Here is a 22,233-nt window from a genome sequence, read left to right on the forward strand (position 1 = left end):
GGCGTAGGGGTCTCGTCAGTAGTGAAATAGTGGAATGGATCCGCCGCGGGTGTCAGCTGTCCTGCTCCCGGCGCACCTTGGCCTGGGCGGCGGCAATGCGGGCGACCGGAACCCGGAACGGGCTACAGGAGACATAATCCAGACCCAGGTCGTGGCAGAACTGGATCGAGAGCGGATCGCCTCCGTGTTCGCCACAGATACCGTATTTGATGCCGGGCTTGCGGGCCCGGCTCTCGGTGACGGCAATTTCCATCAGCCGCCCCACCGCGCGGGTGTCCAGCGACACGAACGGGTCCTGTTCCACCAGCTTCTTTTCCAGATACTGGGGCAGGAACTTGCCCACATCATCGCGCGAAAACCCGTAAGTCATCTGGGTCAGATCGTTGGTACCGAAGCTCATGAATTCGACCTCGGCCGCCAGGCGGTCGGCACCCAGGGTTGCCCTGGGCGTCTCCATCATGGTGCCGATCTTGTACGGGATGGAGACATGTTTTTCCTGCATGACGGCCTGTATGCCGCGATCAATGATCTTGCTGATCAGGCGAATCTCGCGCACGTTGACCACCAGCGGAATCATGATTTCCGGATGTGGCCTGAGGCCCTCCTCGGTGGCGCGCACAGCGGCGCTGATAATCGCCTTGACCTGCATCTCGGTAATTTCAGGGTAGACGATGGACAGCCGGCAGCCGCGAAAGCCCAGCATCGGATTCACTTCCTGGAGGCTTTCAGTCATCTCGCGGATCGCGGCCACCGGTTTGCCGATGCGCTGTGACAGCGCTGCCATGTCATCTTCGGTATGGGGTAAAAATTCATGCAGCGGCGGGTCCAGCAGCCGCACCGTGACCGGCAGGCCGTTCATTACCCGGAACAACGCCAGCATGTCCTCCTCCTGGTAGGTCAGCAGTTGGTCCAGGTAGTGCTGCCGTTCCTCGCGGTTGGCTGCCAGGATCATGCCGCGCATCTGGTCGATGCGATCGGCCTCGAAGAACATGTGTTCGGTACGGCACAGGCCGATACCCTCGGCGCCCAGTTCCAGTGCCTTGGCGGCGTCTTCGGGGGTTTCGGCATTGGCCCGCACCTTGAGCCGGCGGTGCTTGTCGGCCCAGGACAGCAGGGTCTGGAAGTCATCGCTGCTGCTGGCCTCGGTCTTGGGAACATCCCCCAGCATGACTTCGCCGGCGGTGCCGTCGAGCGTGATCACGTCGCCGCGCCGCATCACCACGCCGGCATCGGTAGTCGCGGTACCCTCTGCGTAGTTGATCGTCAGCGCGCCGCAACCGGTGATTGCACATACGCCCATGCCGCGGGCGACGACCGCAGCGTGGGAGGTCATGCCGCCCAGTTCGGTGAGGATGCCGGCGGCGACCTTCATGCCGTGAATATCCTCCGGTGTGGTCTCTCGACGCACCAGGATTACGCTGTCACCGCCAGCCGCGACTTCTACCGCCTCTTCGGCGGAAAACACGATCCGGCCAGTGGCGCCGCCGGGACTGGCAGGCAGGCCGGTGGCGACGATCTCCGTCTTGCGGGCCGGGTCCACCATCGGGTGCAGAAACGACTCGACATGTTCGGGCGAGACGCGCATCAGCGCTTCTTTCTCGGTGATCAAACCTTCGCGCACCATGTCCACGGCAATTTTAACCGAGGCCCGACCGGTGCGCTTGCCGCTGCGGGTCTGCAGCATGTAGAGTCGGCCCTCCTGGACCGTGAACTCCAGGTCCTGCATGTCGCGGTAGTGGTGCTCCAGCAGCGCCTGGGTGGTGTAGAGCTCATCGTAGACGGCGGGCAGGCGTTCCTGCAGTGCGGATACCGGCAGCGGGGTGCGGGTGCCGGCCACTACATCCTCACCGGCGGCATTGAACAGGAATTCGCCGAAAAACAGCGGATCGCCATTGGAGGGGTTGCGGGTGAAGGCCACGCCGGAGCCGGAGGTGTCGCCAAAATTGCCGAACACCATCGCCTGCACAGTGACCGCGGTGCCCAGGGTTTCCGGAATGTTGTTCATCTCCCGGTAGACGTAGGCCCGCGGTGTATGCCAGGAAAGGAATACCGCCTCCACCGCCATTTTCAGCTGCTGGAACGGATCTTCGGGAAAATTGACCAGGCCCTTGTAGACGCGAATGATTTCCTGCCAGTCTTCGGCACTCATCTCGACATCATTCTGTTTGCCGTGAGCGGTCTTGTAGCGCTCGATTTCGTGTTCAAACTGCTCGCCGTCAATGCCCATCACCACGTCGGCAAACATCTGGATAAAACGCCGGTAGCAATCGTAGGCAAAGCGCGGGTTGCCGGTCTTGCGGGCCAGGCCGGCTGCAATATCGTCATTCAGGCCCAGATTGAGTACCGTGTTCATCATGCCGGGCATGGACACCGCGGCTCCCGAGCGCACCGAGAACAGCAGCGGATCGTCCGGGTCGCCAAAACGGGCATCCATCTGCTTTTCCACCAGGTCCAGCGCCACCCGGTACTCCTGTTCCAGCAGTGGCGGCAACTTGTTGCCGGCCTCGAAAAACTCCCGGCAGGTGGGTGCGGTGATGATGAAGCCGAAGGGCACAGGCAGCCCCAGGGTCGTCATTTCACAGAGATTGGCACCTTTGCCGCCGAGCAGATCGCGGTCATCCTTGCTGCCCTCGTTGAACAGGTATACGCGTTTGGCCATGGGTCCTCCGCCAAGTCTGGCATCTGGCTGAATTTGAACAGCGGGCGAGTATAGCGACAAATAACCGCGACCGGGAGGGGCCGGCACCTCTCAGGGTGGTGTTGCCGCAGATCCGGACTGGATCCGCTCACCTGCGGCCGGAGCCGGGCTCATGCCAGAGCATCCCGGATCAACGGCTGCGCCATCCGGCGGGAGGCAGCCGTCACAGGGCGGGCCTCACGGCCCGAGCGGTATAATTTGTCGGTAAAGAAGTGTTGGGCGCTGCTGTACCGGGTACGCTCTGGGTTACACTTGCGGGGTGGAAAAACCTGTTGTCATTACGTGCCTGTTCGCCGCCCTCGCGCTGTTGTGTGCCTGTGCCGGGCCACAACGCGCCCCGATCCGGGCCGCCCCCCACGCCGGCGTCGATTTCAGCGGCGCCTGGGCGCTGGACTACGGTCAGAGCGACAATATCCAGACCCGCCTCAATGGCCTGGTCAGGGAATTGCGGCGCGATGCGGAGCGCCGGGCGCAGGCTGGTGGCGAGCTGCGCAGCCCGGGAGCGGCGCTGATGGTCGGTGGCGGTGGCGGCACCGATTCCGGCGCCTCAGTGATAGGTCTGGCGCGAATGGCCGACCTGATTACCCAATCCCAAATGCTGGATATCGAGCAGACCCCGGCGCGAATCCGGGTGAAGCGGGAGGAGAGTTTCGCGTTGGGCTGCGATTTTCATGATGGGGTCTCCACAGTGGTAGAGACCCCGTTGGGCAGTGAGTTCTGTGGCTGGGACGGACACCAGCTGCTGTTTTCCATCGCCCTGCCGGAAGGTCTGTCGATCCGCCACCGGCTCACCCTGGGGCCCGATGGGCAGCGTCTGCAGATTGCCACCACGGTCATCTCCGATCGAGTGTCCTATCCCTTTACCCTGAACCGGGTCTACCAGCGAATGGAGGAGGGCGAGAGCGGCTACCGTTGCAAGCAAACCCTGACCAGAGGTCGCGTGTGCACTACCGAATCTTCCTGACAGTCTTCCCGATCACAGCATTGGCTGCACTGCTGCTGGTGCTCACCGGCTGCAGCGCTGGGCCGGCCCCGCGGGCCGTTGCCGAACCAGAGGAGACGCTGACCGAAAGCTGGCCTGCACCGGTCGGCCAGGTGGACCTGCAGCGCCTGCCACAGGCGCCCGAAGCTGCCCTGGACGTGGCTCTGGTGACTTTCGACCCGGGGCTGCCTGAAGAGCAGGCCGGGCTCAGCCGGCGGGGTATTTTCCCGGACATCCGGCGTGCCGAGGCTCGCTACCTGCCGGTACTGCTGCGTGAGCAACTGCAGCAGAGCAATGCCTGGGGCGCGGTGCGGGTGCTGCCGGAACCGCAGCAGGCCTCCGAATTACAGCTGCAGGGCCGCATTCTTCATTCCGATGGCCAGTTTCTGGTGCTGGAGATTAGGGCGCAGGACGCCAGCGGTCGGCTGTGGCTGGAACAGGTCTATGTCGATGAGACCAGTGAAGAGGACTACCCGGTAGTCGCTGGCGAGGACCCCTTTGCCGATCTACACCGGCGGATAGCCAATGACCTGCTGGAGTTCCAGCGCGGTCTCGGGCCGGCCGAATTGCAACGCATACGCCAGACAGCACTGTTGCGCCACGCCAGCGCGCTGGCTCCCGAGGCCTTTGCCGACTTCCTGCAAAAAGACCAGGCGGGGCGCTACCAGCTGTTGCGGCTGCCGGCGAAGGGAGATCCGATGCTGGCGCGGGTGGAGCGGTTGCGCAACCAGGAGTATCTGTTTATAGACACTGTGGATGAGCAGTACGTCGACCTGTACCGCGAGATGGCGCCCACTTACAACCTGTGGCGCCAGTACGGCCGCGAACAGGCTCTGTACAGGGACGACTACCAGCGCCGCCTGGCCCGGCGGGACAGCGCCGGCGCGCGCGGCACCTATGCGGCGATGGAGCAGACCTATAACGCCTTCAAGTGGAGCAAGATCCAGCAGCAGGACCTGGAGGAACTGGCCAGGGGCTTCAACAATGAGATACAGCCGACGGTGCTGGATGTAAGTGGCACCGTATTCCGGCTCAGCGGCAGCCTCGAAAGCCAGTACGATGAATGGCGGCAAATCCTGCGCGAAATTTTTGCACTCGAATCGGGCCTGGACTGAAGACGGCGATAGCTGGCAGGCCTATATTTTACTTTTAAAAGTGAACGCAATCAGTTGAAAAATATTAGTTATATAGAATCCGCCGGCCCATGGTTCGGCTGCGAAGATAGAGGCATCGACCGGGGTATGGTGTTCAAGACCGTATGCGACATGGATGTCGCATCCGAGCCCCCAGGGAAGGGTTCACGGCGTGTCTTGAACACCATACCCCGGTCGATGCCTCGGCGGTCGAAGTGCCGGCCTTCCGTCCGGCGATCCCGCCCCCGTCACCCAATGCTTTGCGAAAATATGGGACAGCCACGGTATTTTAATATACCTGCTGTCATATTCGAGCCCGGAGTCGGGCTGTGAAGCTGGCCGGGAATCAACAGTGGTTTGCCACCTGCCCGAAGGGCATGGAGGGCCTGCTGGCAGCCGAGCTATCGGCGCTGGGGGCCCAGCAAGCGCGCAAAACCGTGGCCGGCGTGTATTTCGAGGGCGCGCTGGTCACCGGCTACCGCGCCTGTCTGTGGTCGCGCCTGGCCAATCGCATTCTGCTGCCGCTGACCCGTTTTCCCGGGCAGGACGCGGATGCGCTGTATCAGGGCCTGCTCCAGGTTGACTGGGGTGCGATCATGCGTCCGGAGCAGACCTTCAGCATTGATTTCAGCGGCGAAAGCACAGCCATCCGCAATACCCAGTTCGGTGCCCAGCGCAGCAAGGATGCGATTGTCGACTGGTTCCAGCAGCGCTCAGGCCGGCGCCCATCGGTTGAGCGGCGCGACCCGGACCTGCGTTTCAACGTGCGGTTGAGCCGCCAGGGCATCATGCTGGCGCTGGACATGGCCGGCGGCAGCCTGCATCAGCGCGGCTACCGCTTGCAGGCCGGGGCGGCGCCGCTAAAGGAAAACCTGGCCGCGGCGATCCTGCTGCGGGCCGACTGGCCCGGCATGGCCGCCCGTGGCGGTGCGCTGATCGACCCGATGTGCGGCGCCGGGACGCTGTTGCTGGAAGGGGCGATGATGGCGGCGGATATTGCCCCCGGGTTGCAGCGCAGGCACTACGGTTTCGAGCGCTGGCAGGGGCACAACGCAGCCCAGTGGCAGGCTCTGGTCAGTGACGCCCGGGGCCGTGCCGAGCGCGGCCTGCGGGCAACGTTGCCAGAGATTCGCGGCTACGACGCAGACCCGCAGGTGGTGCGGCGAGCGCAGGAAAACATTGCCCGGGCGGGTCTCGAAACGGTTGTACGAGTCAGCTGCAAGCCTTTGTCTGAGCTGAAAAAACCCACCCACAAACCGTTGCCGCATGGCTTGCTGGTGTGCAATCCGCCCTACGGCGAGCGGCTGGGGGACAAGGCCAGCCTGCAGTATCTGTACCGCCAGTTGGGAGAAACCATGCTGCGGGAATTTGCCGGCTGGCAGGCGGCGGTGTTCACCGCGGACAGTGAACTGGGCCGGGCCACTGGCCTGCGCTCGCACAAACAGTACAAGCTCTGGAATGGTGCTTTGGCCAGCGCCGTGCTGTTGTTTGATCTGGACAACAACCGCCTCAGCGAACAGCATCCGGGCCCGGCTGCAGCGACTGCAACCGCAGCGGAGCCGGCCAGCGAGCCCCGGTTGAGCCCGGGGGCCGAGATGTTCGGGAACCGCCTACGCAAGAACCGGCGCCGCCTGGCGAGCTGGATCAAGCGCGAGGGCATCGACTGCTACCGGGTCTACGATGCGGACATGCCGGAATATGCGGTGGCGGTGGATATCTACGCGGGGCAGGTACATGTGGCCGAGTACCAGGCCCCGCGCGAGGTCGATCCCGAGGCCGCGGCCCAGCGCCTGGCCGAAGTCCGGGCAGCGTTGCCGCAGGCGTTGGCAGTGGCGCCCGACGCCGTGGTGTACAAGACCCGCCAGCGTCAGCGTGGCGACCAGCAGTATCGCAAACAGGCCGACAGTGGGGAGATGCTGACGGTGCAGGAGGGGCAGGCGCGGTTGCTGGTGAATCTGCGTGACTATCTCGATACCGGCCTGTTCCTGGATCACCGGCCGTTGCGCTTGCGGTTGGCGCGGGAAGCCAAGGGCAAGGATTTTCTCAACCTGTTCTGCTACACCGGCAGCGCGACCGTGCATGCAGCCCTGGGTGGGGCCCGCAGCACCACCAGTGTCGACCTCTCCAATACCTACCTGGGCTGGTTGCGCAAAAACCTGGCCCACAATGGCCTGGATGAAAGCCGCAACCGGGTGCTGCGCGCCGATTGTATGGAATGGCTGGGCAACTGCGAGCAGCAGTTTGACCTGGTGCTGCTGGACCCGCCGTCCTTCTCCAATTCGAAAAAGCTGAATGACTCCTTTGACGTGCAGCGTGATCACGCGGCGCTGCTGAATGCGGCGATGGCCGTGCTGCGCCCCGGGGGAGTATTGTACTTCTCCAATAACCGGCGCGGTTTCCGGCTGGACCCGTCGGTGCAGGAGACCTGGGAGTGCGTGGATATCAGTCGTGAAACCCTGGATCCGGACTTCCAGCGCAACCCGAGGGTCCATAGCTGTTGGCGCTGCACGGCTCGCGCTTGAGCATGACGCAGCAGGCATGGGCTTCACCGGGTAAGTATCCGCACACGGGGCTGGCGTAACACTGTCCACATTCCGAGGCTGCCCGCGGGACTCTGTGCTGATCGCTCCCTTTTTCAAGACTATACTTCAGGTATATATTTCAACTCATTGAGATATATTAAGAAAATGTCGATAAGAAGCGACTGCCTGAAGCGGACCGCAGCCGGGCTGACTGGCCCTGCCAGCTATTCCACCCAAGCTGTCCCCATAGTTATCCACAGATCGGCCTGTGGGTAACTCGTCTATCTGGCCACTTTCAGCCGCGGGCGGCATGCCGCTCCGAGCGCGGCAGGGTGCGGCTGACACCATCACACGGCTGTGTTCCAATGCGCTGCTGAGGGAAACCGGAGGTGCCGATGAAGTCCCTGTTGCTTGTCTATCACAGCCAGAGTGGCGCCAGCGCCGAGCTTGCCCGGGCCTGCGCAGCCGCCGCCGGGACGGTGACCGGCGTGCAGCTGCAGGTGCTCAGGGCCTGGGACGCCGGCAGCCGGGAATTACTGGCGGCCGACGGTCTGTTGCTGGTGGCCGCGGAGAACTCCGGCGCCCTGAGTGGAACGATGAAGGACTTTCTCGACCGCACCTTCTATCCGGTGGGTGCGCGCGGCCCGGTACTCCCATACGCCTTGCTGCTCAGTGCCGGCAATGACGGCCGTGGCGCTCGCCGCCAGGCGGAAACGATACTGTCCGGCTACCCGATGAAAAGGGCGCTGGAGACAGTGATCTGCCGCGGCGAGGTGACCGCCTCGCATCGGCAGCGGGCTGCGGAGTTGGGGGAAGCCTTTGCCACCGGGCTGGATATGGGCATTTTCTGACGGTAATCGCGCATCAGGGCCTGGCTGTGGCGAGTCCACCGCCGGAGGCCGGCCGGTCATCGGTCCTCGCCGCGTCGCCAAAGGCCTGCAGGATACCGATAAAGGCACTGGCGGCCCGCGACAGGCTGCGGCTGCGGTGGTAGACAATGCCCAGCGTGCGCTCGATCTCTGTTTCCCTGATTGCCAGCGCTACCAGCGAATCGTCCAGCATGCTGCGTGGCAGCACCGTCCAGCCCAGACCGACCGATGCCATCATGCGGATGGTTTCCAGATAGTTGGTGGCCATCGACACCTGCAGGTTCAGCGCGTGCTCCGCGAACAGCCGCTTCACGATCTGCCCGGTAAAGGTGTTGAGGCCCGGCAGGATGGCCGGGTGCCGCGCCAGCTCGGCCAGGGTGCAGGTTCCGCCCGCTGCCAGCGGGTGACCGCGCGCGATCATGAAGGCCAGCGGATCGTGCCACAGCGGCAGTGTGACCAGGTTGCTGTCATTGCCCGGGGCCAGGGTAACCAGTGCCAGCTCGGTCTTGCCCTGTGTGATCTGGTCGTAGGCCTGTTCCGAATCCTTGAACTCGATGTCGATCTGGACCTGGGGATGGGTCTCGCTGAAGGTGCTGAGCACCGGCGGCAATCGGTGCAGGCCGATGTGGTGACTGGTGGCGAGCCGCAGCCGCCCGCCGACCGCGCCCGACAGGTCCCGTACCGCCTGCTCGGCACTGCGCAGCTGCTGCACGATCGCCTTGGCGTGGGGCAGCAGGGCCAGGCCGGCCTCGGTGGGGGTGACACTGCGGCCAATACGGTCGAACAGCTCGCAGCCCAGTTGCTGTTCCAGCAGTGCAACCCGTTTGCTGACCGCCGGTTGGGTCAGGTGCAGCCGCTCGGCGGCGAGAGAGAACGAGCCCTGCTCCGCGACCAGCAGGAAGGCACGCAAATTCTGGATGTCCACGCTTGTCGGTGCTCCGGGTGATTGAATTCCTAGTGTATTCCTAAATAGAATGCTTTGAATAAAAATAATAAATTTGAGTTATCAAATGGTCAAGTCTACCATTCCCTGCCTGGCAACCTGATACGAGGGATACCCATGTCCGGGCTGACACTGTATGACAAACTCTGGCGCAATCATCTGGTCGAGCAGCGTGACGATGGCTCCGCCCTGATCTATATCGATCGACACCTGATTCACGAAGTGACTTCGCCGCAGGCCTTCGAGGGCCTGCGGCTGGCCGGACGCAAGCCCTGGCGGCTGGACGCCAACCTCGCGGTGCCGGATCACAACGTCCCCACCTCCGCCGAAGAGCGCGCCGGCGGCGTGGCCGGCATCCTGGACGCGGTCTCCCGGCTGCAGGTGCAGACCCTGGATGACAACTGCCTGGCATTCGATATCACCGAGATTCCGATCAATGATCGCCGCCAGGGCATTGTCCATGTGGTGGGCCCGGAGCAGGGGGCGACCCTGCCCGGCATGACCGTGGTCTGCGGCGATTCCCACACCTCTACGCACGGCGCCTTCGGTGCGCTGGCTCATGGCATCGGTACCTCGGAGGTGGAGCATGTGCTGGCCACCCAGTGTCTGATCCAGAAAAAGATGAAGAACATGCTGGTGCGCATCGATGGCCAGCTGCAGCCCGGTGTCACGGCCAAGGATGCTGCGCTGGCGGTGATCGGCGAGATCGGCACCGCCGGCGGTACCGGCTACGCCATCGAGTTCGGCGGCGAGGTGGTGCGCGCCATGACCATGGAGGGGCGCATGACCATGTGCAACATGTCGATCGAGGCGGGCGCCCGGATGGGCATGATCGCGGTGGACCAGACCACACTGGACTACGTGCGCGGGCGTACCTACGCCCCGACGGGCGAACTCTGGGACGCGGCCGTGGCTGCCTGGCGCGACCTGCACAGCGACGCCGATGCGGTGTTCGACCGGGTACTGGAGCTGCGCGGTGAAGACATCAAGCCCCAGGTGACCTGGGGCACCTCGCCGGAGATGGTACTGCCGGTGGACGGGGTGCTGCCCGACCCGGCCGCGATCGACAATCCCTCGCGCCGCGAGGCCACCAGCCGGGCGCTGGAATACATGGGGCTGCGCCCGGGCATGGCGATCACCGACATCCGGCCGGACCGCGTCTTCATCGGCTCCTGTACCAATTCCCGGATCGAGGACCTGCGGGCCGCGGCGGGGGTGGTGCGGGGCCGGCATATCGCGGCCAGTATCAAGCAGGCACTGGTCGTGCCCGGCTCCGGCGAGGTCAAGGCCCAGGCCGAGGCCGAGGGGCTGGACCAGGTGTTCCTGGCCGCCGGCATGGAGTGGCGCGAGCCCGGCTGTTCCATGTGCCTGGCGATGAATGCCGATAAACTCGGCCCGGGCGAGCATTGCGCCTCCACCTCGAACCGCAATTTCGAGGGACGCCAGGGCTTCGGTGGGCGCACCCATCTGGTGAGCCCGACGATGGCCGCGGCCGCTGCGATTGCCGGCCATTTCGTCGATATACGTACTGTGCAGGAGCTGTGAGATGAGAAGTTTTACCGTACTTGACGGCCTGGTCGCGCCGCTGGACCGCGCCAATGTCGACACCGACCTGATCATTCCCAAGCAGTTTCTGAAATCCATCAAGCGCAGCGGTTTCGGCCCCAACCTGTTCGACCAGCTGCGCTATCTGGATGAGGGCGAGCCGGGCGTGGATTGCGCCGGGCGCCCGTTGAATCCGGAATTCCCGCTCAACCAGGCCCGCTACCAGGGCGCCTCCATCCTGCTGACGCGGGAGAACTTCGGCTGCGGCTCCAGCCGCGAACACGCGCCCTGGGCGCTGGAAGACTACGGCTTTCGCTGTATCGTCGCGCCCAGCTTCGCCGACATTTTCTACAACAACTGCTTCAAGAACGGCATCCTGCCAGTGGCGCTGGAGGCAGAGGTGGTCGAGGACCTGTTCCGCCAGCTCTATGCCGCCGAGGGCTACCGGTTGCAGGTCGACCTGGAACAGCAGCAACTGCGGACTCCCGGCGGTGCCGTGTTCGATTTCGAGGTGGACGATTTTCGCAAGCACTGCCTGCTCAAGGGGTTGGACGATATCGGCGTCACGCTGGAGAGCGCCGAGGCCATCAGCCGCTTCGAGGCGCAGTGGCGCCAGCGCTCGCCCTGGCTGTTTGGCAGCATGACACGGGAGGCCGGTTGAGATGGGCAAGCGTATTCTGGTATTGCCGGGGGATGGTATCGGTCCCGAGATCATGGCCGAGGCGGTGCGGGTACTGGAGGTGGTGGACCGGCGCTTCGGCCTCGACCTGAGTCTGGACCGGGGTCTGCTGGGCGGCGCCGCACTGGATGTGCACGGGGAGCCGCTGCCGGCGGCAACCCTGGCCCAGGCGCGGGCCGCCGATGCGATCCTGCTGGGCGCGGTGGGCGGGCCGAAATGGGATCCAGTGGAGCGGCATCTGCGCCCGGAGCGGGGCCTGCTGGGACTGCGCTCGGAACTGTGCCTGTTCGGCAATCTGCGGCCTGCGATCCTGTATCCGCAGCTCGCCGATGCCTCCAGCCTCAAGCCGGAGGTCGTGGCCGGGCTGGATATCCTGATCGTGCGGGAGCTGACCGGTGGCATCTATTTTGGCGAACCCCGGGGTATCCGTACGCTGGACAATGGCGAGCGGCAGGGCTTCAATACCTATGTCTACAGCGAGTCGGAAATCCGCCGTATTGGCCGTCTCGCCTTCGATCTGGCCCGCCGGCGCGACCGGCGCGTGTGCTCGGTGGACAAGAGCAACGTGCTGGAGGTCACCGTGCTCTGGCGCGAGGTCATGGAGGAGGTGGCGCGGGACTACCCAGACGTCAGCCTCAGCCACATGTATGTGGACAACGCCGCCATGCAACTGGTGCGGGCACCCAGGCAATTTGATGTAATGGTGACCGGCAACATGTTCGGCGACATCCTGTCGGACGCGGCGGCAATGCTGACCGGCTCCATCGGTATGTTACCCTCTGCCTCATTGGATGAGAATGGCAGGGGCATGTACGAGCCATGCCACGGCTCGGCACCGGATATCGCAGGGCAGGGCAAAGCCAACCCGCTGGCCACCATCCTGTCGGTGGCGATGATGCTGCGCTACACCCTGGCCTGTCCCGAGGCTGCCGCCGCGATAGAGCAGGCGGTGGGCGATGTGCTGGACCGGGGCCTGCGCACCGCCGACATCGCCGGCAGCGATGGCGCCGCAGTCTCTACCAGCGCGATGGGCGATGCGGTGGTCGCCGCGTTGCGCGCCTGAGGCGGGTGCCAGAGGATTAACAGTCATTTGTAGAGAATTATAGAGGAATTGATATGGCAGATTCATATGACGTAGCCGTCGTGGGCGCTACCGGTGCGGTGGGCGAAACCATGATGGCTATCCTGGAGGAGCGCGACTTTCCGGTGCGCAATCTCTACCCGCTGGCCAGTTCCCGTTCCGCTGGCAAGACTGTCAGCTTCAAGGGCAAACAGGTCATGGTGACGGATCTGGCGGAATTCGATTTCAGCCAGGTCCAGATCGGGCTGTTTTCCGCCGGCGGCAGCATTTCCGCGGAGTTTGCGCCCAAGGCTGCCGCCGCGGGCTGCGTGGTCATCGACAACACCTCCCATTTCCGCCGCGACGAGGACATCCCGCTGGTGATTCCGGAGGTCAATCCCGAGGCACTGGCGCGTTACACGGTGCGCAACATCATCGCCAACCCCAACTGTTCCACCATCCAGATGCTGGTGGCGCTGAAGCCGATCTACGACGCGGTGGGTATCGAGCGCGTCAATGTCTGCACCTACCAGGCGGTCTCCGGTACCGGCAAGGAGGCGATCGAGGAACTGGCGGCGCAGACTGCACGCCTGCTCAATGGCCAGGAGATCAGCTGCGAGGTTTATCCGAAGCAGATCGCGTTCAACGCGTTGCCCCATATCGACACTTTCCAGGACAACGGCTACACCCGGGAAGAGATGAAAATGGTCTGGGAGACGCAGAAAATACTTGGCGACAGCAGTATCCGGGTCAATCCCACCTGCGTCCGCGTACCGGTATTCTTCGGTCATTCCGAGGCCGTGCATATCGAAACCGTGGACAAGCTGTCGGCCGATGAAGCCCGTAAACTGCTGTCCGCCTTTCCGGGCATCACGGTAATGGATGAGCGCCGGGATGGCGGTTATCCCACTGCCGTTACCGACGCGACGGGCCACGACCCCGTGTTTGTCGGGCGCATCCGCGAGGACATCTCTCACCCCCGGGGCCTGGATATGTGGATCGTGTCGGACAATGTGCGCAAGGGGGCTGCCCTGAACAGTGTCCAGATCGCCGAGAGCCTGATCCGCACTTATCTTGATTAAAACCTTGTGTTACAACATACTTGCGGTATCTTCAGTGGCGCCTGAAGGCTGTTCCCTGCTATTTGGCGCCGCTTCGCCTGTATGGGCCAGATCCGAGAACCCGAAGAGGTTTCCAAGCGGGTCGTGCAAGCTGCTGAAGCCAGACAGCTGGAGCCCGGGGGACCCGCATGAGGGATGTCAGCGGACGAATAACAAGGCGTGGTTATGGCTCACAAGCATAGATTGGCAGTGGCACTGGTTTCCCTTTGCTGCCTGCAGGCAGCCTCGGCATGGGGGCTGGGCCTGGGCAATCTCACGCTGGAGTCCTTCCTCAACGAACCCCTGCGGGCCCGCGTCAATCTGCTTGACGTCAACGACCTGGGCGAAGACCAGATTCGCATCCGCCTCGCCACCAGCGAAGATTTCGACCGGATGGGCGTCGATCGTGCCTATTTCCTTACCAGCATAAAATTCGACGTCGAGATCGACAGCGACGGCCGCGGCTACATTCTGCTGACCTCGGATGAGCCGGTACTGGAACCCTATCTCGACTTTATCGTCGAGGCACGCTGGCCGTCTGGCCGTCTGCTACGGAACTACACTGTACTGGTTGACCCACCGGCCTTCGATGATCGTTCGCCGGTGGTATCTGCCTCCCGGCAGGTGACGGACACGCAGGCGGAATCCGAATCCGAATCACCGGCCGCCACTTCCACCGGCACCGAAGTCCGAAGCAGTGGTGACGAAGTCGACTTGCGCGAGTCCGGGCTTGCCCCCGGGGCCATGCCCGAGCGCAGTTACGGCGCGGAGGCTGCGGCCGAGCCGCAACCCGGTTCCCGCTACATGATACGGCGCGATGAAACGCTCTGGACCATTGCCCAGCGGGCCCGGCCGGAAGGCGCGACGGTCCAGCAGACGATGCTGGATATCCAGCGGTTGAATCCGGACGCTTTCATCGACGGCAATATAAACCAGATCAAGGCTGGCTATATCGTCTACCTGCCCGCCTCGGGCGAAATCAGTTCCGAGGACGTGGCTGCGGCACTGGCGCAGGTCCAGCAGCAGAATGCAGACTGGCGCGAAGGTCGGCCTGGCAGCAGTGCTGCGGGGCCGGCGCTGCGGGTGTCTGCGGGGGCGGCTGAGCCGGCTGCTGGCGCCGGTACGGAAGCCGGTTCCGCTGCTGCCGATTCTGCTGCCGGCCCGGCGGATACGGACGCGGCAGATACGGATACTGCGGCCTCCGCCGTCGATACTGCCGCCGTGCTCGAGGATCTGGAACGGTCCCAGCGCGAGCGCGATGAGCTGGGCCAGCGCCTGGCAGCGATCAGCGAGCGGCTGGAAACCCTGGAGCGGATAGTCGAGCTGAAGGACTCCCAGATCGCGGCCCTGCAGCAGGCACTCGACGAAGCCTCGGCAACTGCTGACGCTGCGACCTCCGGGCAGGCGCCCGCGCAACAGCAGGCACAGGACAGGGAAGCGCCGGTAGCGGCGGAGCCCGCCGCGCCCGCTGCCGCTGCACCCCGCGAGGAACCGCCACCGCCACAGGAGTCGGGCAGCTGGTTGTACATTCTGGCGGCGGCCGTGATGGCGGGTTTGCTGGCACTCCTCTTCTGGCGCCGGCGCAAGCAGCATGAGGAGGACATGGCCGCCGAAGACGGGGACATTCCGCTGGCTGCAGCGCCGATGCCTGCCAATCGCAAGCCACCCGATGCCTTCGCCGGGGTGCAGTTGCAGGATCAGGCGCTGGAAGTGGATCACAGCGAGGAGCTGACCTCGCGGGAGCCACAGTCCATCAAGGAACCCCCGGCGGCGACTGCCGCTTCCCAGCGCGGCTACGGTGAACGCAAGTACGATCAGTATGCCTCCGATGTCGATGCCGGCGATGCGCTGGCAGAGGCCGACATCTATATTGCCTACGGGCGCTTTCCCCAGGCGATGGAACTGTTGCGCAAGGCAGTCGCCGCTGACCCCGACAACACGGCCTATCGAATGAAGCTGCTCGAGCTGGCGGTTGAAACCGGGGAGCACAATGAAGCCAGCGAACAGTTTGCGCAATTGCAGCGCATCGGCGATGACCACATCGTGGCCAGGGCCCAGGCTCTGATGTCGGGTGTCGGCGGCGGCTTCGCCGGCACCGGCGGTGCCAGCCCGGCATCCCCCGAGACGGACAGTTATCCGGACCGCTCCGGTGCCGTTGATGAGGGCGAGCAGGTGGGTTCGGGCCCGGCCGCCGACATCCCGTCTGTCCCCGGGCCGGAGCCCGCGGAGGCTTCGGAGCTACCCGATCTGTCATCCCCCCGGACGAGCTGTCCCCGTCGGCCGATTTGTCCGCACCGTCTGAGCTGGCGCCGCCTGCTGATCTTGCTGATTACGACGGTAATCTGAGCGATTTGGGCGAGACCGGCGAAATTGAGCCCGAAGCGGACTATGACCTGTCCGAAGCGCTGGCGGACCTGCAGCCACGCGCGGGCGATGCTCGGGACGAACTGGTTGCGCCCGTCGATGAGTCGCTTGAGTCAGACTTCCTCGATCTGGAAATCGAGGACAGTCCGGTCGAGGAGCTCGATGTCTCAACCGAGTTCGAGCGTGGCGAGAACGGCAGCAGCCACTACAGTGACGACGACTTTGTGTTCGCCGACGACGGTGATCCGTTGTCTACCAAGCTGGACCTGGCGCGGGCCTATATCGATATGGGTGACCAGGACGGTGCCCGCGAAATTCTTGAGGAAGTGGCCGCCGAGGGCTCGGACGAGCAGCAGACAGAAGCCCGCACACTGATGGATCGCCTTGTCTGATACGTTCCGGTTTCCGTTTTCCCCCGATCCGCTGCCCGCCGGTACCCGTATAGCCTGCCGTATCGAGTACGATGGCAGTTGCTTCAATGGTTGGCAGAGCCAGCCCCATCCCGGTACCGTCACGGTGCAGCAAACTCTGGAGCGGGCCATCTCTGCGGTGGCGGCCGCTCCGGTACGGGTGCATTGTGCGGGCCGTACCGATACCGGGGTACACGGTCATGCCCAGATCGTTCACTTCGATGCCCCCACCGTGCGCAGCTGCAAGGCCTGGGTGCTGGGCGTCAATGCGGAACTTCCCGCCGCCGTCAGGGTGCACTGGGCATTGCCGGTAGCGGCCGATTTCCACGCCCGCTTTTCGGCGCTGTCGCGCCGCTACCGCTATCTGATTGCCAACACGCCGGTGCGGCCGGCTCTGATGGGCCGGCAGCTGAGTTGGTACCGCCGCCCATTGGACGCTGCGCGGATGCACATAGCCGCCCAGGCGTTGTTGGGAGAGCAGGATTTCAGCGCCTTCAGGGCCGCCTCCTGCCAGTCGGAGTCGCCCAATCGCCACGTCTCGGCGCTGTCGGTGTGGCGTCGCGGCGAACTGGTGATTATTGACATTGAGGCCAATGCGTTTCTGCATCATATGGTGCGCAACATCGCCGGCAGCCTGATGGCGGTAGGTGATGGCAGGCGGGAGCCGGACTGGATCGGCCAGCTGCTGGCGGGCAGGGACCGGGCGCTGGCGGCGGACACTGCCGCGCCCGATGGATTGTATCTGGTGGATGTCGCGTATCCCCCGCACTACGGCTTGCCGCCCACGCCGGAGGGGCCGCTTCTGCTGGCGCTTTGAAGACATCGCCGCACTCCCTCTGCTATGATCGCGGCCTCATTTGTCAGCCGTAAAGTCACCGTGTCGCGAACTCTGATCAAGATTTGTGGAATCACCTCTGCCGATGATGCACTGGCGGCCTGCAACGCGGGCGCCGACGCACTGGGCCTGGTGTTCTACGAGCCCAGCCCGCGAGGCATTCGGGTTCAACAGGCGCGGGACATCGTCGCTGCGATTCCTCCTTTTGTCACGGTTGTGGCCCTGTTCGTCGATGAATCGGCAGCGGTCATCGACCGCATTCTCGAGCAGGTGGCCGTGGACTGCATTCAGTTTCACGGCAGCGAATCGGCGGCTTTTTGTGAACAGTTCGGGCGGCCCTACCTGAAGGCACTGCGGGTCCGCCCCGGCCAGGATATCGCCGCTGCCTGTCAACGCTACCCCGGCGCCCGTGCCGTGCTGCTCGATAGCTGGCAACCCGATCTGCCCGGTGGTACCGGCACGACCTTTGACTGGGGGCTGGCGCCCGCCCGGCTGGCGCGGCCGCTGGTGTTGGCGGGCGGCCTCAACGACAGCAATGTCGGCGCCGCCATCCGGGCGCTGGCACCCGCCGGCGTCGATGTGAGCGGGGGCGTGGAGCGTGCGCCGGGACAAAAGGACATACCGAAAATGAGCCGATTTATCGCCGCTGTGCGCGCGGCCGATCTGAGCGATGGAGCAGTGCAATGAACACGGAAACAACGAGCAGGAGCTACGCCTCGGTGCCCGACGCCGATGGCCGCTTCGGACCCTACGGCGGCAAGTTTGTCGCCGAGACCCTGATGGCCGCGCTGGTGGAGCTGGAGGCGGTGTATCGCCAACTGGCGCAGGACCCGGCATTCCAGCGGGAGCTGGACGATGACCTGGCCCACTTCGTCGGGCGTCCCTCGCCGCTGTATGAGGCGCGGCGCTGGTCGGACCGGGTTGGCGGCGCCAGGATTCATCTCAAGCGTGAAGACCTGAACCATACCGGTGCCCACAAGGTCAACAACACGGTCGGTCAGGCCCTGCTCGCCAAGCACATGGGCAAGCGTCGCGTGATCGCCGAGACCGGGGCCGGTCAGCATGGCGTCGCGACGGCCACCATCGCCGCGCGCCTGGGACTGGAGTGCCACGTTTTCATGGGCGAGGAGGATGTACGCCGGCAGGCGCTCAATGTCTACCGGATGAAGTTGCTGGGCGCCACGGTAGTGCCGGTCAGTTCGGGTTCCCGGACCCTGAAGGATGCAATGAACGAGGCCATGCGCGACTGGGTTACCAATGTCGACGATACCTTCTACATTATCGGCACGGTCGCGGGCCCGCACCCCTACCCGATGCTGGTGCGCGACTTTCAGTGTGTCATAGGCCGTGAGGCGCGCAGCCAGTGTCTGCAACAGATCGGGCGCCTGCCCGATGCCCTGGTGGCCTGTGTCGGTGGTGGTTCCAACGCGATCGGCCTGTTTCATCCCTTCCTCGAGGACGACTCGGTGGCGATGTATGGGGTCGAGGCGGGCGGCCGCGGAATAGCCACGGGTGAGCACGCGGCGCCGCTGAACGCGGGCAGTGCCGGTGTGCTGCACGGCAATCGCACCTATCTGATGCAGGATGCGGACGGTCAGATTCTGCATACCCATTCGGTATCGGCCGGTCTGGACTACCCCGGGGTCGGGCCGGAGCACGCCTGGCTCAAGGATATCGGCCGGGTGCAGTACGTGACTGCCGACGATGAAGAAGCGCTGCAGGCCTTCCACTCCCTCACTCGCACCGAAGGAATCATGCCTGCGCTGGAGAGCAGTCACGCGCTGGCCCATGCCGAAAAACTCGCGGCCAGCATGAGTCCGGAGCAGCATATCGTGGTCAATCTGTCGGGGCGGGGCGACAAGGATATTCATACCGTGGCCGAACAGGCCGGCATTGACTTCCGGGAGAACAGCCAGTGAGCAGCAGGATAGCAGGACGTTTCCGGCAACTGACAGAACAGGGCCGCAAGGCGCTGATACCCTACATTGTCGCCGGTGACCCTTCGAGCAGCGCGACAGTGCCGCTGATGCATGCACTGGTGGCTGGCGGTGCCGACATCATCGAGCTGGGGGTGCCGTTTTCGGACCCGATGGCGGAGGGCCCGGTTATCCAGCAGGCCCATGAGCGCGCGCTCGCCAACGGTACCCGGCTGCAGGACGTACTGGCCATGGTCGAGGCGTTCAGGCGCGATGACGACGCCACGCCAGTGCTGCTGATGGGCTACGCCAACCCGGTTGAACGTATGGGCTACACCCGCTTTGCCGATCGGGCTGCCGCTGCCGGTGTCGATGCATTGCTGACGGTGGATATCCCGCCGGAGGAAGTCGGGGCGATCAATACCGAGCTGCGCCGCGTGGGGATGGACAATATCTTCCTGGTGGCACCGACCACGCCCGATGCGCGGATCAAGAGCATCGCCGACCAGGCCAGCGGTTTCATCTACTACGTGGCCCTCAAGGGTGTCACTGGTGCCGCCCATATCGACGCGGCGGATGTGGAGCAGCATCTGGCGCAGATCCGGCGCCATACGGCACTGCCGCTGGCGGTGGGTTTCGGGATCAGGGATGCGGCTTCGGCGGCGCGCGTGGGTGGCGCTGCAGACGGCGTGGTGGTGGGCAGCGCGCTGGTGGACTGCCTGGCCGGCATCAGTGCCGACGGCGGTGACGAGGCGGCCCTGCGCGGTGCCGCGACCAGGCTGCTGGCATCGATTCGGGCGGGGCTGGACGGCATCGCGCCGTAGCTGTCAGAGGGTGCCGCGGCAATATCATCCGGCAGGGTACTAGTTGCCGTTGCGGACGTTTATAATGGCCGCATGTTATGGGAGAAACCATGAGTTGGATTGACAAGATCTTGCCATCCGGCGTGCGTAAGGAAGAGGGCGAAAAGCGCTCCAACGTACCTGAAGGGTTATGGAAGAAATGCGTCAAGTGCGATGCGGTGCTGTATCGGCCGGATGTCGAGCGCAATGACGACGTCTGTCCCAAATGTGACCACCACATGCGCATCGGCGCCCGTCGCAGACTGGACATCTTCCTGGATGCAGATGGCCGCGAGGAAATCCTGGCCGAGATAGAACCGGTTGACCGGCTCAAGTTTCGCGACAAGAAGCGCTACCGGGACCGGCTTTCGGCAGCGCAAAAAACAACCGGCGAAAAGGACGCGCTGGTGGCGATGCGGGGCCAACTGCAGGGCTTGCCAGTGGTCTGTGTGGCCTTCGAGTTTGCCTTTCACGGTGGCTCCATGGGTTATGCGGTCGGCGAGAAATTCACCCGGGCGGCACAGCTGGCGCTGCGGGAAGGCATTCCATTGGTCTGCTTCTCCGCCTCCGGTGGTGCCCGCATGCAGGAGGCGCTGATCTCGCTGATGCAGATGGCGAAGACCAGCGCCGTGATCGAGCGCATGAAGGTCGCCGGCATCCCCTATATTTCGGTGATGACCGACCCGATCTACGGTGGCGTGTCCGCGTCGCTGGCGCTGCTGGGCGACATCAATGTCGCCGAGCCTGACGCCCGCGCCGGCTTTGCCGGTCCCAACATCATCGAACAGACGATTCGCCAGAAGCTGCCCAAGGGTTTTCAGCGCAGTGAATTCCTGTTGGAGCATGGCGCTATCGACATGATTGTGCACCGCAACGAGATGCGCGATACGCTGGCCCGCCTGCTGTCCAAAATGACCGGAGCGCTTGTGACCGGGGACCCCGAGCCGGAAGACGCCAGTGATGACAGTGACCCCAGCGAAGAAGAGGAGCCAGTCGAATTCACCCCCGACGAACAGGATGACTGAGCAGTCGCTCGCCGCCTGGCTGGCACGTCTCGAAAGCCTGCATCCCCGGGAGATAGAACTTGGCCTGGACAGGGTCTCGGAAGTGGCGCGCCGTCTGGAACTGCTGCCGGTGCAGGTGCCGGTAATAACTGTCGCGGGCACCAATGGCAAGGGCTCCACGGTGGCAGTACTGGAGGCGGTGACAGCTGAAATGGGCCATCGGGCAGGCGTTTACACATCACCTCATCTGCTGCGTTTCAATGAGCGAATCCGTATTGCCGGTGTCGAAGCCACGGACCTGGAAATAGTCAGCGCCCTGCAGGAAATCGATGCAGCCCGGACCGATATCTCACTGACTTATTTTGAGTTTGCGACGCTCGCCGCGCTGCTGATCTTTCGCCAGCAGGCTGTGTCGATCATGGTACTGGAGGTAGGGCTGGGCGGGCGTCTGGATGCCGTCAATATCGTCGATGCCTCGGCGGCGGTGATCACCAGTATTGCCCTGGATCACCAGCAGTGGCTGGGCCACAGTGTGGATGCAATCGCCCGGGAAAAAGCGGGCATCCTGCGGCCGGGCAGGCCGGCGGTCATTGCCGAGCGCGTGCCGCCGGCGGCTCTGGTGGAGGCGGTGACCGCCAGCGGCGCCGATGCGCTGTGGCTGGGTCGGGAGTTTGACTGCCAGCTGCTGGAAGACGGCTGTGAGCTGCGTCTGGCGCTGCCGGGCGGCGGCAGTCGACGATTGCTGTTGAGCAACAATCCGGCATTGCTGCCCGAGAATATCTGTGCTGCACTGCAAGTGCTGGCACTGCTGCAGCTGGACTGCGGCGAGCAGACGCTGCAGCGGGTGCTACCCGCGCTGCAGCCGCCGGGCCGCCGGCAGCGGTTGTGGATAGCGGAAGTGGAATATGTGCTGGACGTCGCCCACAATCCGGCGGCAGCTTATAAATTGCGAGAGCTTTTGAACTCAAGTCCTTGTAAAGGAAAGGAAATTTGTGTTTTCTCTGCAATGGCCGACAAGGACATTGCCGGCATGATCGAGGCTGTGTCCGGCCAGTTTGACGGCTGGTGCCTGGCGGACCAGCCGCAAAACGCACGCGCCGCCAAAGGCTCGGACATGGCGGCCATGCTGCGCCAGCGCGATCAGCAGATAATCAGCGTCAGCGCGGATTTGTCCGAGGCGTTGGATCGGGCCCGTTCGCTGCTCACAGCGGGCGACCGGCTGGTGGTGTTCGGATCGTTCCATACCGTGGCAGCGGCCCTGTCGTCGCTGGAACAGGATCGGGGAAGGGCTGACAGGTGAACGACATTCTCAAGCAACGCCTGGTGGGCGC

Annotated in this window: 18 protein-coding genes; 16 read left to right on the forward strand and 2 right to left on the reverse strand. The window is 64.0% G+C overall.

Going from position 1 to position 22,233, the window contains the following annotated elements; all coding sequences use genetic code 11:
- Positions 1–52 precede the first annotated feature (52 nt).
- Entirely contained in the window at positions 53–2,659 is a 2,607-nt protein-coding gene (gene ppdK, locus G3T16_RS19545) for a pyruvate, phosphate dikinase (protein WP_163496694.1), read from the reverse strand.
- A 298-nt stretch (positions 2,660–2,957) separates the two neighbouring features.
- Here ppdK and G3T16_RS19550 point away from each other — a divergent pair, with 298 nt between their 5' ends.
- From G3T16_RS19550 to G3T16_RS19565, 4 genes are all read left to right on the forward strand, one after another.
- Entirely contained in the window at positions 2,958–3,662 is a 705-nt protein-coding gene (locus G3T16_RS19550) for a hypothetical protein (protein ID WP_232059173.1), read from the forward strand.
- On the forward strand, positions 3,641–4,795 hold the full coding sequence (locus tag G3T16_RS19555) for a hypothetical protein (protein WP_163496695.1): 1,155 nt from the start codon (positions 3,641–3,643) through the stop codon (positions 4,793–4,795). Before G3T16_RS19550 ends, G3T16_RS19555 begins: the two co-directional genes overlap by 22 nt.
- Positions 4,796–5,142: 347 nt before the next feature.
- The gene (gene rlmKL, locus G3T16_RS19560) at positions 5,143–7,335 is read left to right on the forward strand and encodes a bifunctional 23S rRNA (guanine(2069)-N(7))-methyltransferase RlmK/23S rRNA (guanine(2445)-N(2))-methyltransferase RlmL (RefSeq protein ID WP_269473247.1); all 2,193 of its coding nucleotides are present in this window, start codon (positions 5,143–5,145) and stop codon (positions 7,333–7,335) included.
- A gap of 395 nt (positions 7,336–7,730) precedes the next feature.
- Entirely contained in the window at positions 7,731–8,186 is a 456-nt protein-coding gene (locus tag G3T16_RS19565) for a flavodoxin (protein WP_163496696.1), read from the forward strand.
- 13 nt (positions 8,187–8,199) lie between these two features.
- On the opposite strand, the gene G3T16_RS19570 is transcribed toward G3T16_RS19565, so the two are convergent.
- Complete coding sequence (locus tag G3T16_RS19570) at positions 8,200–9,129, reverse strand: LysR family transcriptional regulator (RefSeq protein WP_163496697.1); 930 nt, start codon at positions 9,127–9,129, stop codon at positions 8,200–8,202.
- Between the two features lie 135 nt (positions 9,130–9,264).
- On the opposite strand from G3T16_RS19570, the gene leuC reads away from it, so the two are divergent.
- From leuC to G3T16_RS19630, 12 genes are all read left to right on the forward strand, one after another.
- On the forward strand, positions 9,265–10,692 hold the full coding sequence (leuC, locus tag G3T16_RS19575) for a 3-isopropylmalate dehydratase large subunit (protein WP_163496698.1): 1,428 nt from the start codon (positions 9,265–9,267) through the stop codon (positions 10,690–10,692).
- A 1-nt stretch (position 10,693) separates the two neighbouring features.
- Positions 10,694–11,353 carry a 3-isopropylmalate dehydratase small subunit gene (gene leuD, locus G3T16_RS19580; RefSeq protein ID WP_163496699.1) on the forward strand — a complete coding sequence of 220 codons (660 nt, stop codon included), beginning with the start codon at positions 10,694–10,696 and terminating at the stop codon, positions 11,351–11,353.
- A 1-nt stretch (position 11,354) separates the two neighbouring features.
- Positions 11,355–12,434, forward strand: coding sequence for a 3-isopropylmalate dehydrogenase (gene leuB, locus G3T16_RS19585; RefSeq protein WP_163496700.1), 1,080 nt, complete (start codon positions 11,355–11,357; stop codon positions 12,432–12,434).
- 53 nt (positions 12,435–12,487) lie between these two features.
- Positions 12,488–13,513, forward strand: a complete 1,026-nt coding sequence (locus tag G3T16_RS19590; protein WP_163496701.1) for an aspartate-semialdehyde dehydrogenase — start codon at positions 12,488–12,490, stop codon at positions 13,511–13,513.
- Between the two features lie 204 nt (positions 13,514–13,717).
- On the forward strand, positions 13,718–15,877 hold the full coding sequence (locus G3T16_RS19595) for a type IV pilus assembly protein FimV (protein ID WP_163496702.1): 2,160 nt from the start codon (positions 13,718–13,720) through the stop codon (positions 15,875–15,877).
- Between the two features lie 5 nt (positions 15,878–15,882).
- Complete coding sequence (locus G3T16_RS21370; RefSeq protein ID WP_197911764.1) at positions 15,883–16,287, forward strand: FimV/HubP family polar landmark protein; 405 nt, start codon at positions 15,883–15,885, stop codon at positions 16,285–16,287.
- Positions 16,280–17,122, forward strand: a complete 843-nt coding sequence (gene truA, locus G3T16_RS19605) for a tRNA pseudouridine(38-40) synthase TruA (protein ID WP_163496703.1) — start codon at positions 16,280–16,282, stop codon at positions 17,120–17,122. Before G3T16_RS21370 ends, truA begins: the two co-directional genes overlap by 8 nt.
- Positions 17,123–17,146: 24 nt before the next feature.
- A complete protein-coding gene (locus G3T16_RS19610) occupies positions 17,147–17,827 on the forward strand; it encodes a phosphoribosylanthranilate isomerase (protein ID WP_163496704.1) in 681 nt (226 codons plus the stop codon).
- Complete coding sequence (gene trpB, locus G3T16_RS19615) at positions 17,824–19,059, forward strand: tryptophan synthase subunit beta (RefSeq protein ID WP_163496705.1); 1,236 nt, start codon at positions 17,824–17,826, stop codon at positions 19,057–19,059. The genes G3T16_RS19610 and trpB overlap by 4 nt, the downstream gene beginning before the upstream one ends.
- Positions 19,056–19,880 carry a tryptophan synthase subunit alpha gene (trpA, locus tag G3T16_RS19620; RefSeq protein WP_163496706.1) on the forward strand — a complete coding sequence of 275 codons (825 nt, stop codon included), beginning with the start codon at positions 19,056–19,058 and terminating at the stop codon, positions 19,878–19,880. The genes trpB and trpA overlap by 4 nt, the downstream gene beginning before the upstream one ends.
- A gap of 89 nt (positions 19,881–19,969) precedes the next feature.
- Entirely contained in the window at positions 19,970–20,923 is a 954-nt protein-coding gene (accD, locus tag G3T16_RS19625) for an acetyl-CoA carboxylase, carboxyltransferase subunit beta (protein ID WP_163496707.1), read from the forward strand.
- On the forward strand, positions 20,916–22,202 hold the full coding sequence (locus G3T16_RS19630) for a bifunctional folylpolyglutamate synthase/dihydrofolate synthase (RefSeq protein ID WP_163496708.1): 1,287 nt from the start codon (positions 20,916–20,918) through the stop codon (positions 22,200–22,202). Before accD ends, G3T16_RS19630 begins: the two co-directional genes overlap by 8 nt.
- Positions 22,203–22,233: the final 31 nt, after the last annotated feature.

The organism is Kineobactrum salinum (assembly GCF_010669285.1).
Classification (GTDB): Bacteria; Pseudomonadota; Gammaproteobacteria; order Pseudomonadales; family Halieaceae; genus Kineobactrum; species Kineobactrum salinum.

What these genes read in the sequence shown, in the direction of transcription:
- ppdK (WP_163496694.1), bottom strand. Translation starts at nt 2,659, where the DNA reads ATGGCCAAACGCGTATACCTGTTCAACGAGGGCAGCAAGGATGACCGC.
- G3T16_RS19565 (WP_163496696.1), top strand. Translation starts at nt 7,731, where the DNA reads ATGAAGTCCCTGTTGCTTGTCTATCACAGCCAGAGTGGCGCCAGCGCC.
- leuC (WP_163496698.1), top strand. Translation starts at nt 9,265, where the DNA reads ATGTCCGGGCTGACACTGTATGACAAACTCTGGCGCAATCATCTGGTC.
- leuD (WP_163496699.1), top strand. Translation starts at nt 10,694, where the DNA reads ATGAGAAGTTTTACCGTACTTGACGGCCTGGTCGCGCCGCTGGACCGC.
- leuB (WP_163496700.1), top strand. Translation starts at nt 11,355, where the DNA reads ATGGGCAAGCGTATTCTGGTATTGCCGGGGGATGGTATCGGTCCCGAG.
- G3T16_RS19590 (WP_163496701.1), top strand. Translation starts at nt 12,488, where the DNA reads ATGGCAGATTCATATGACGTAGCCGTCGTGGGCGCTACCGGTGCGGTG.
- G3T16_RS19595 (WP_163496702.1), top strand. Translation starts at nt 13,718, where the DNA reads ATGGCTCACAAGCATAGATTGGCAGTGGCACTGGTTTCCCTTTGCTGC.
- G3T16_RS19610 (WP_163496704.1), top strand. Translation starts at nt 17,147, where the DNA reads ATGATCGCGGCCTCATTTGTCAGCCGTAAAGTCACCGTGTCGCGAACT.
- trpB (WP_163496705.1), top strand. Translation starts at nt 17,824, where the DNA reads ATGAACACGGAAACAACGAGCAGGAGCTACGCCTCGGTGCCCGACGCC.
- accD (WP_163496707.1), top strand. Translation starts at nt 19,970, where the DNA reads ATGAGTTGGATTGACAAGATCTTGCCATCCGGCGTGCGTAAGGAAGAG.
- G3T16_RS19630 (WP_163496708.1), top strand. Translation starts at nt 20,916, where the DNA reads ATGACTGAGCAGTCGCTCGCCGCCTGGCTGGCACGTCTCGAAAGCCTG.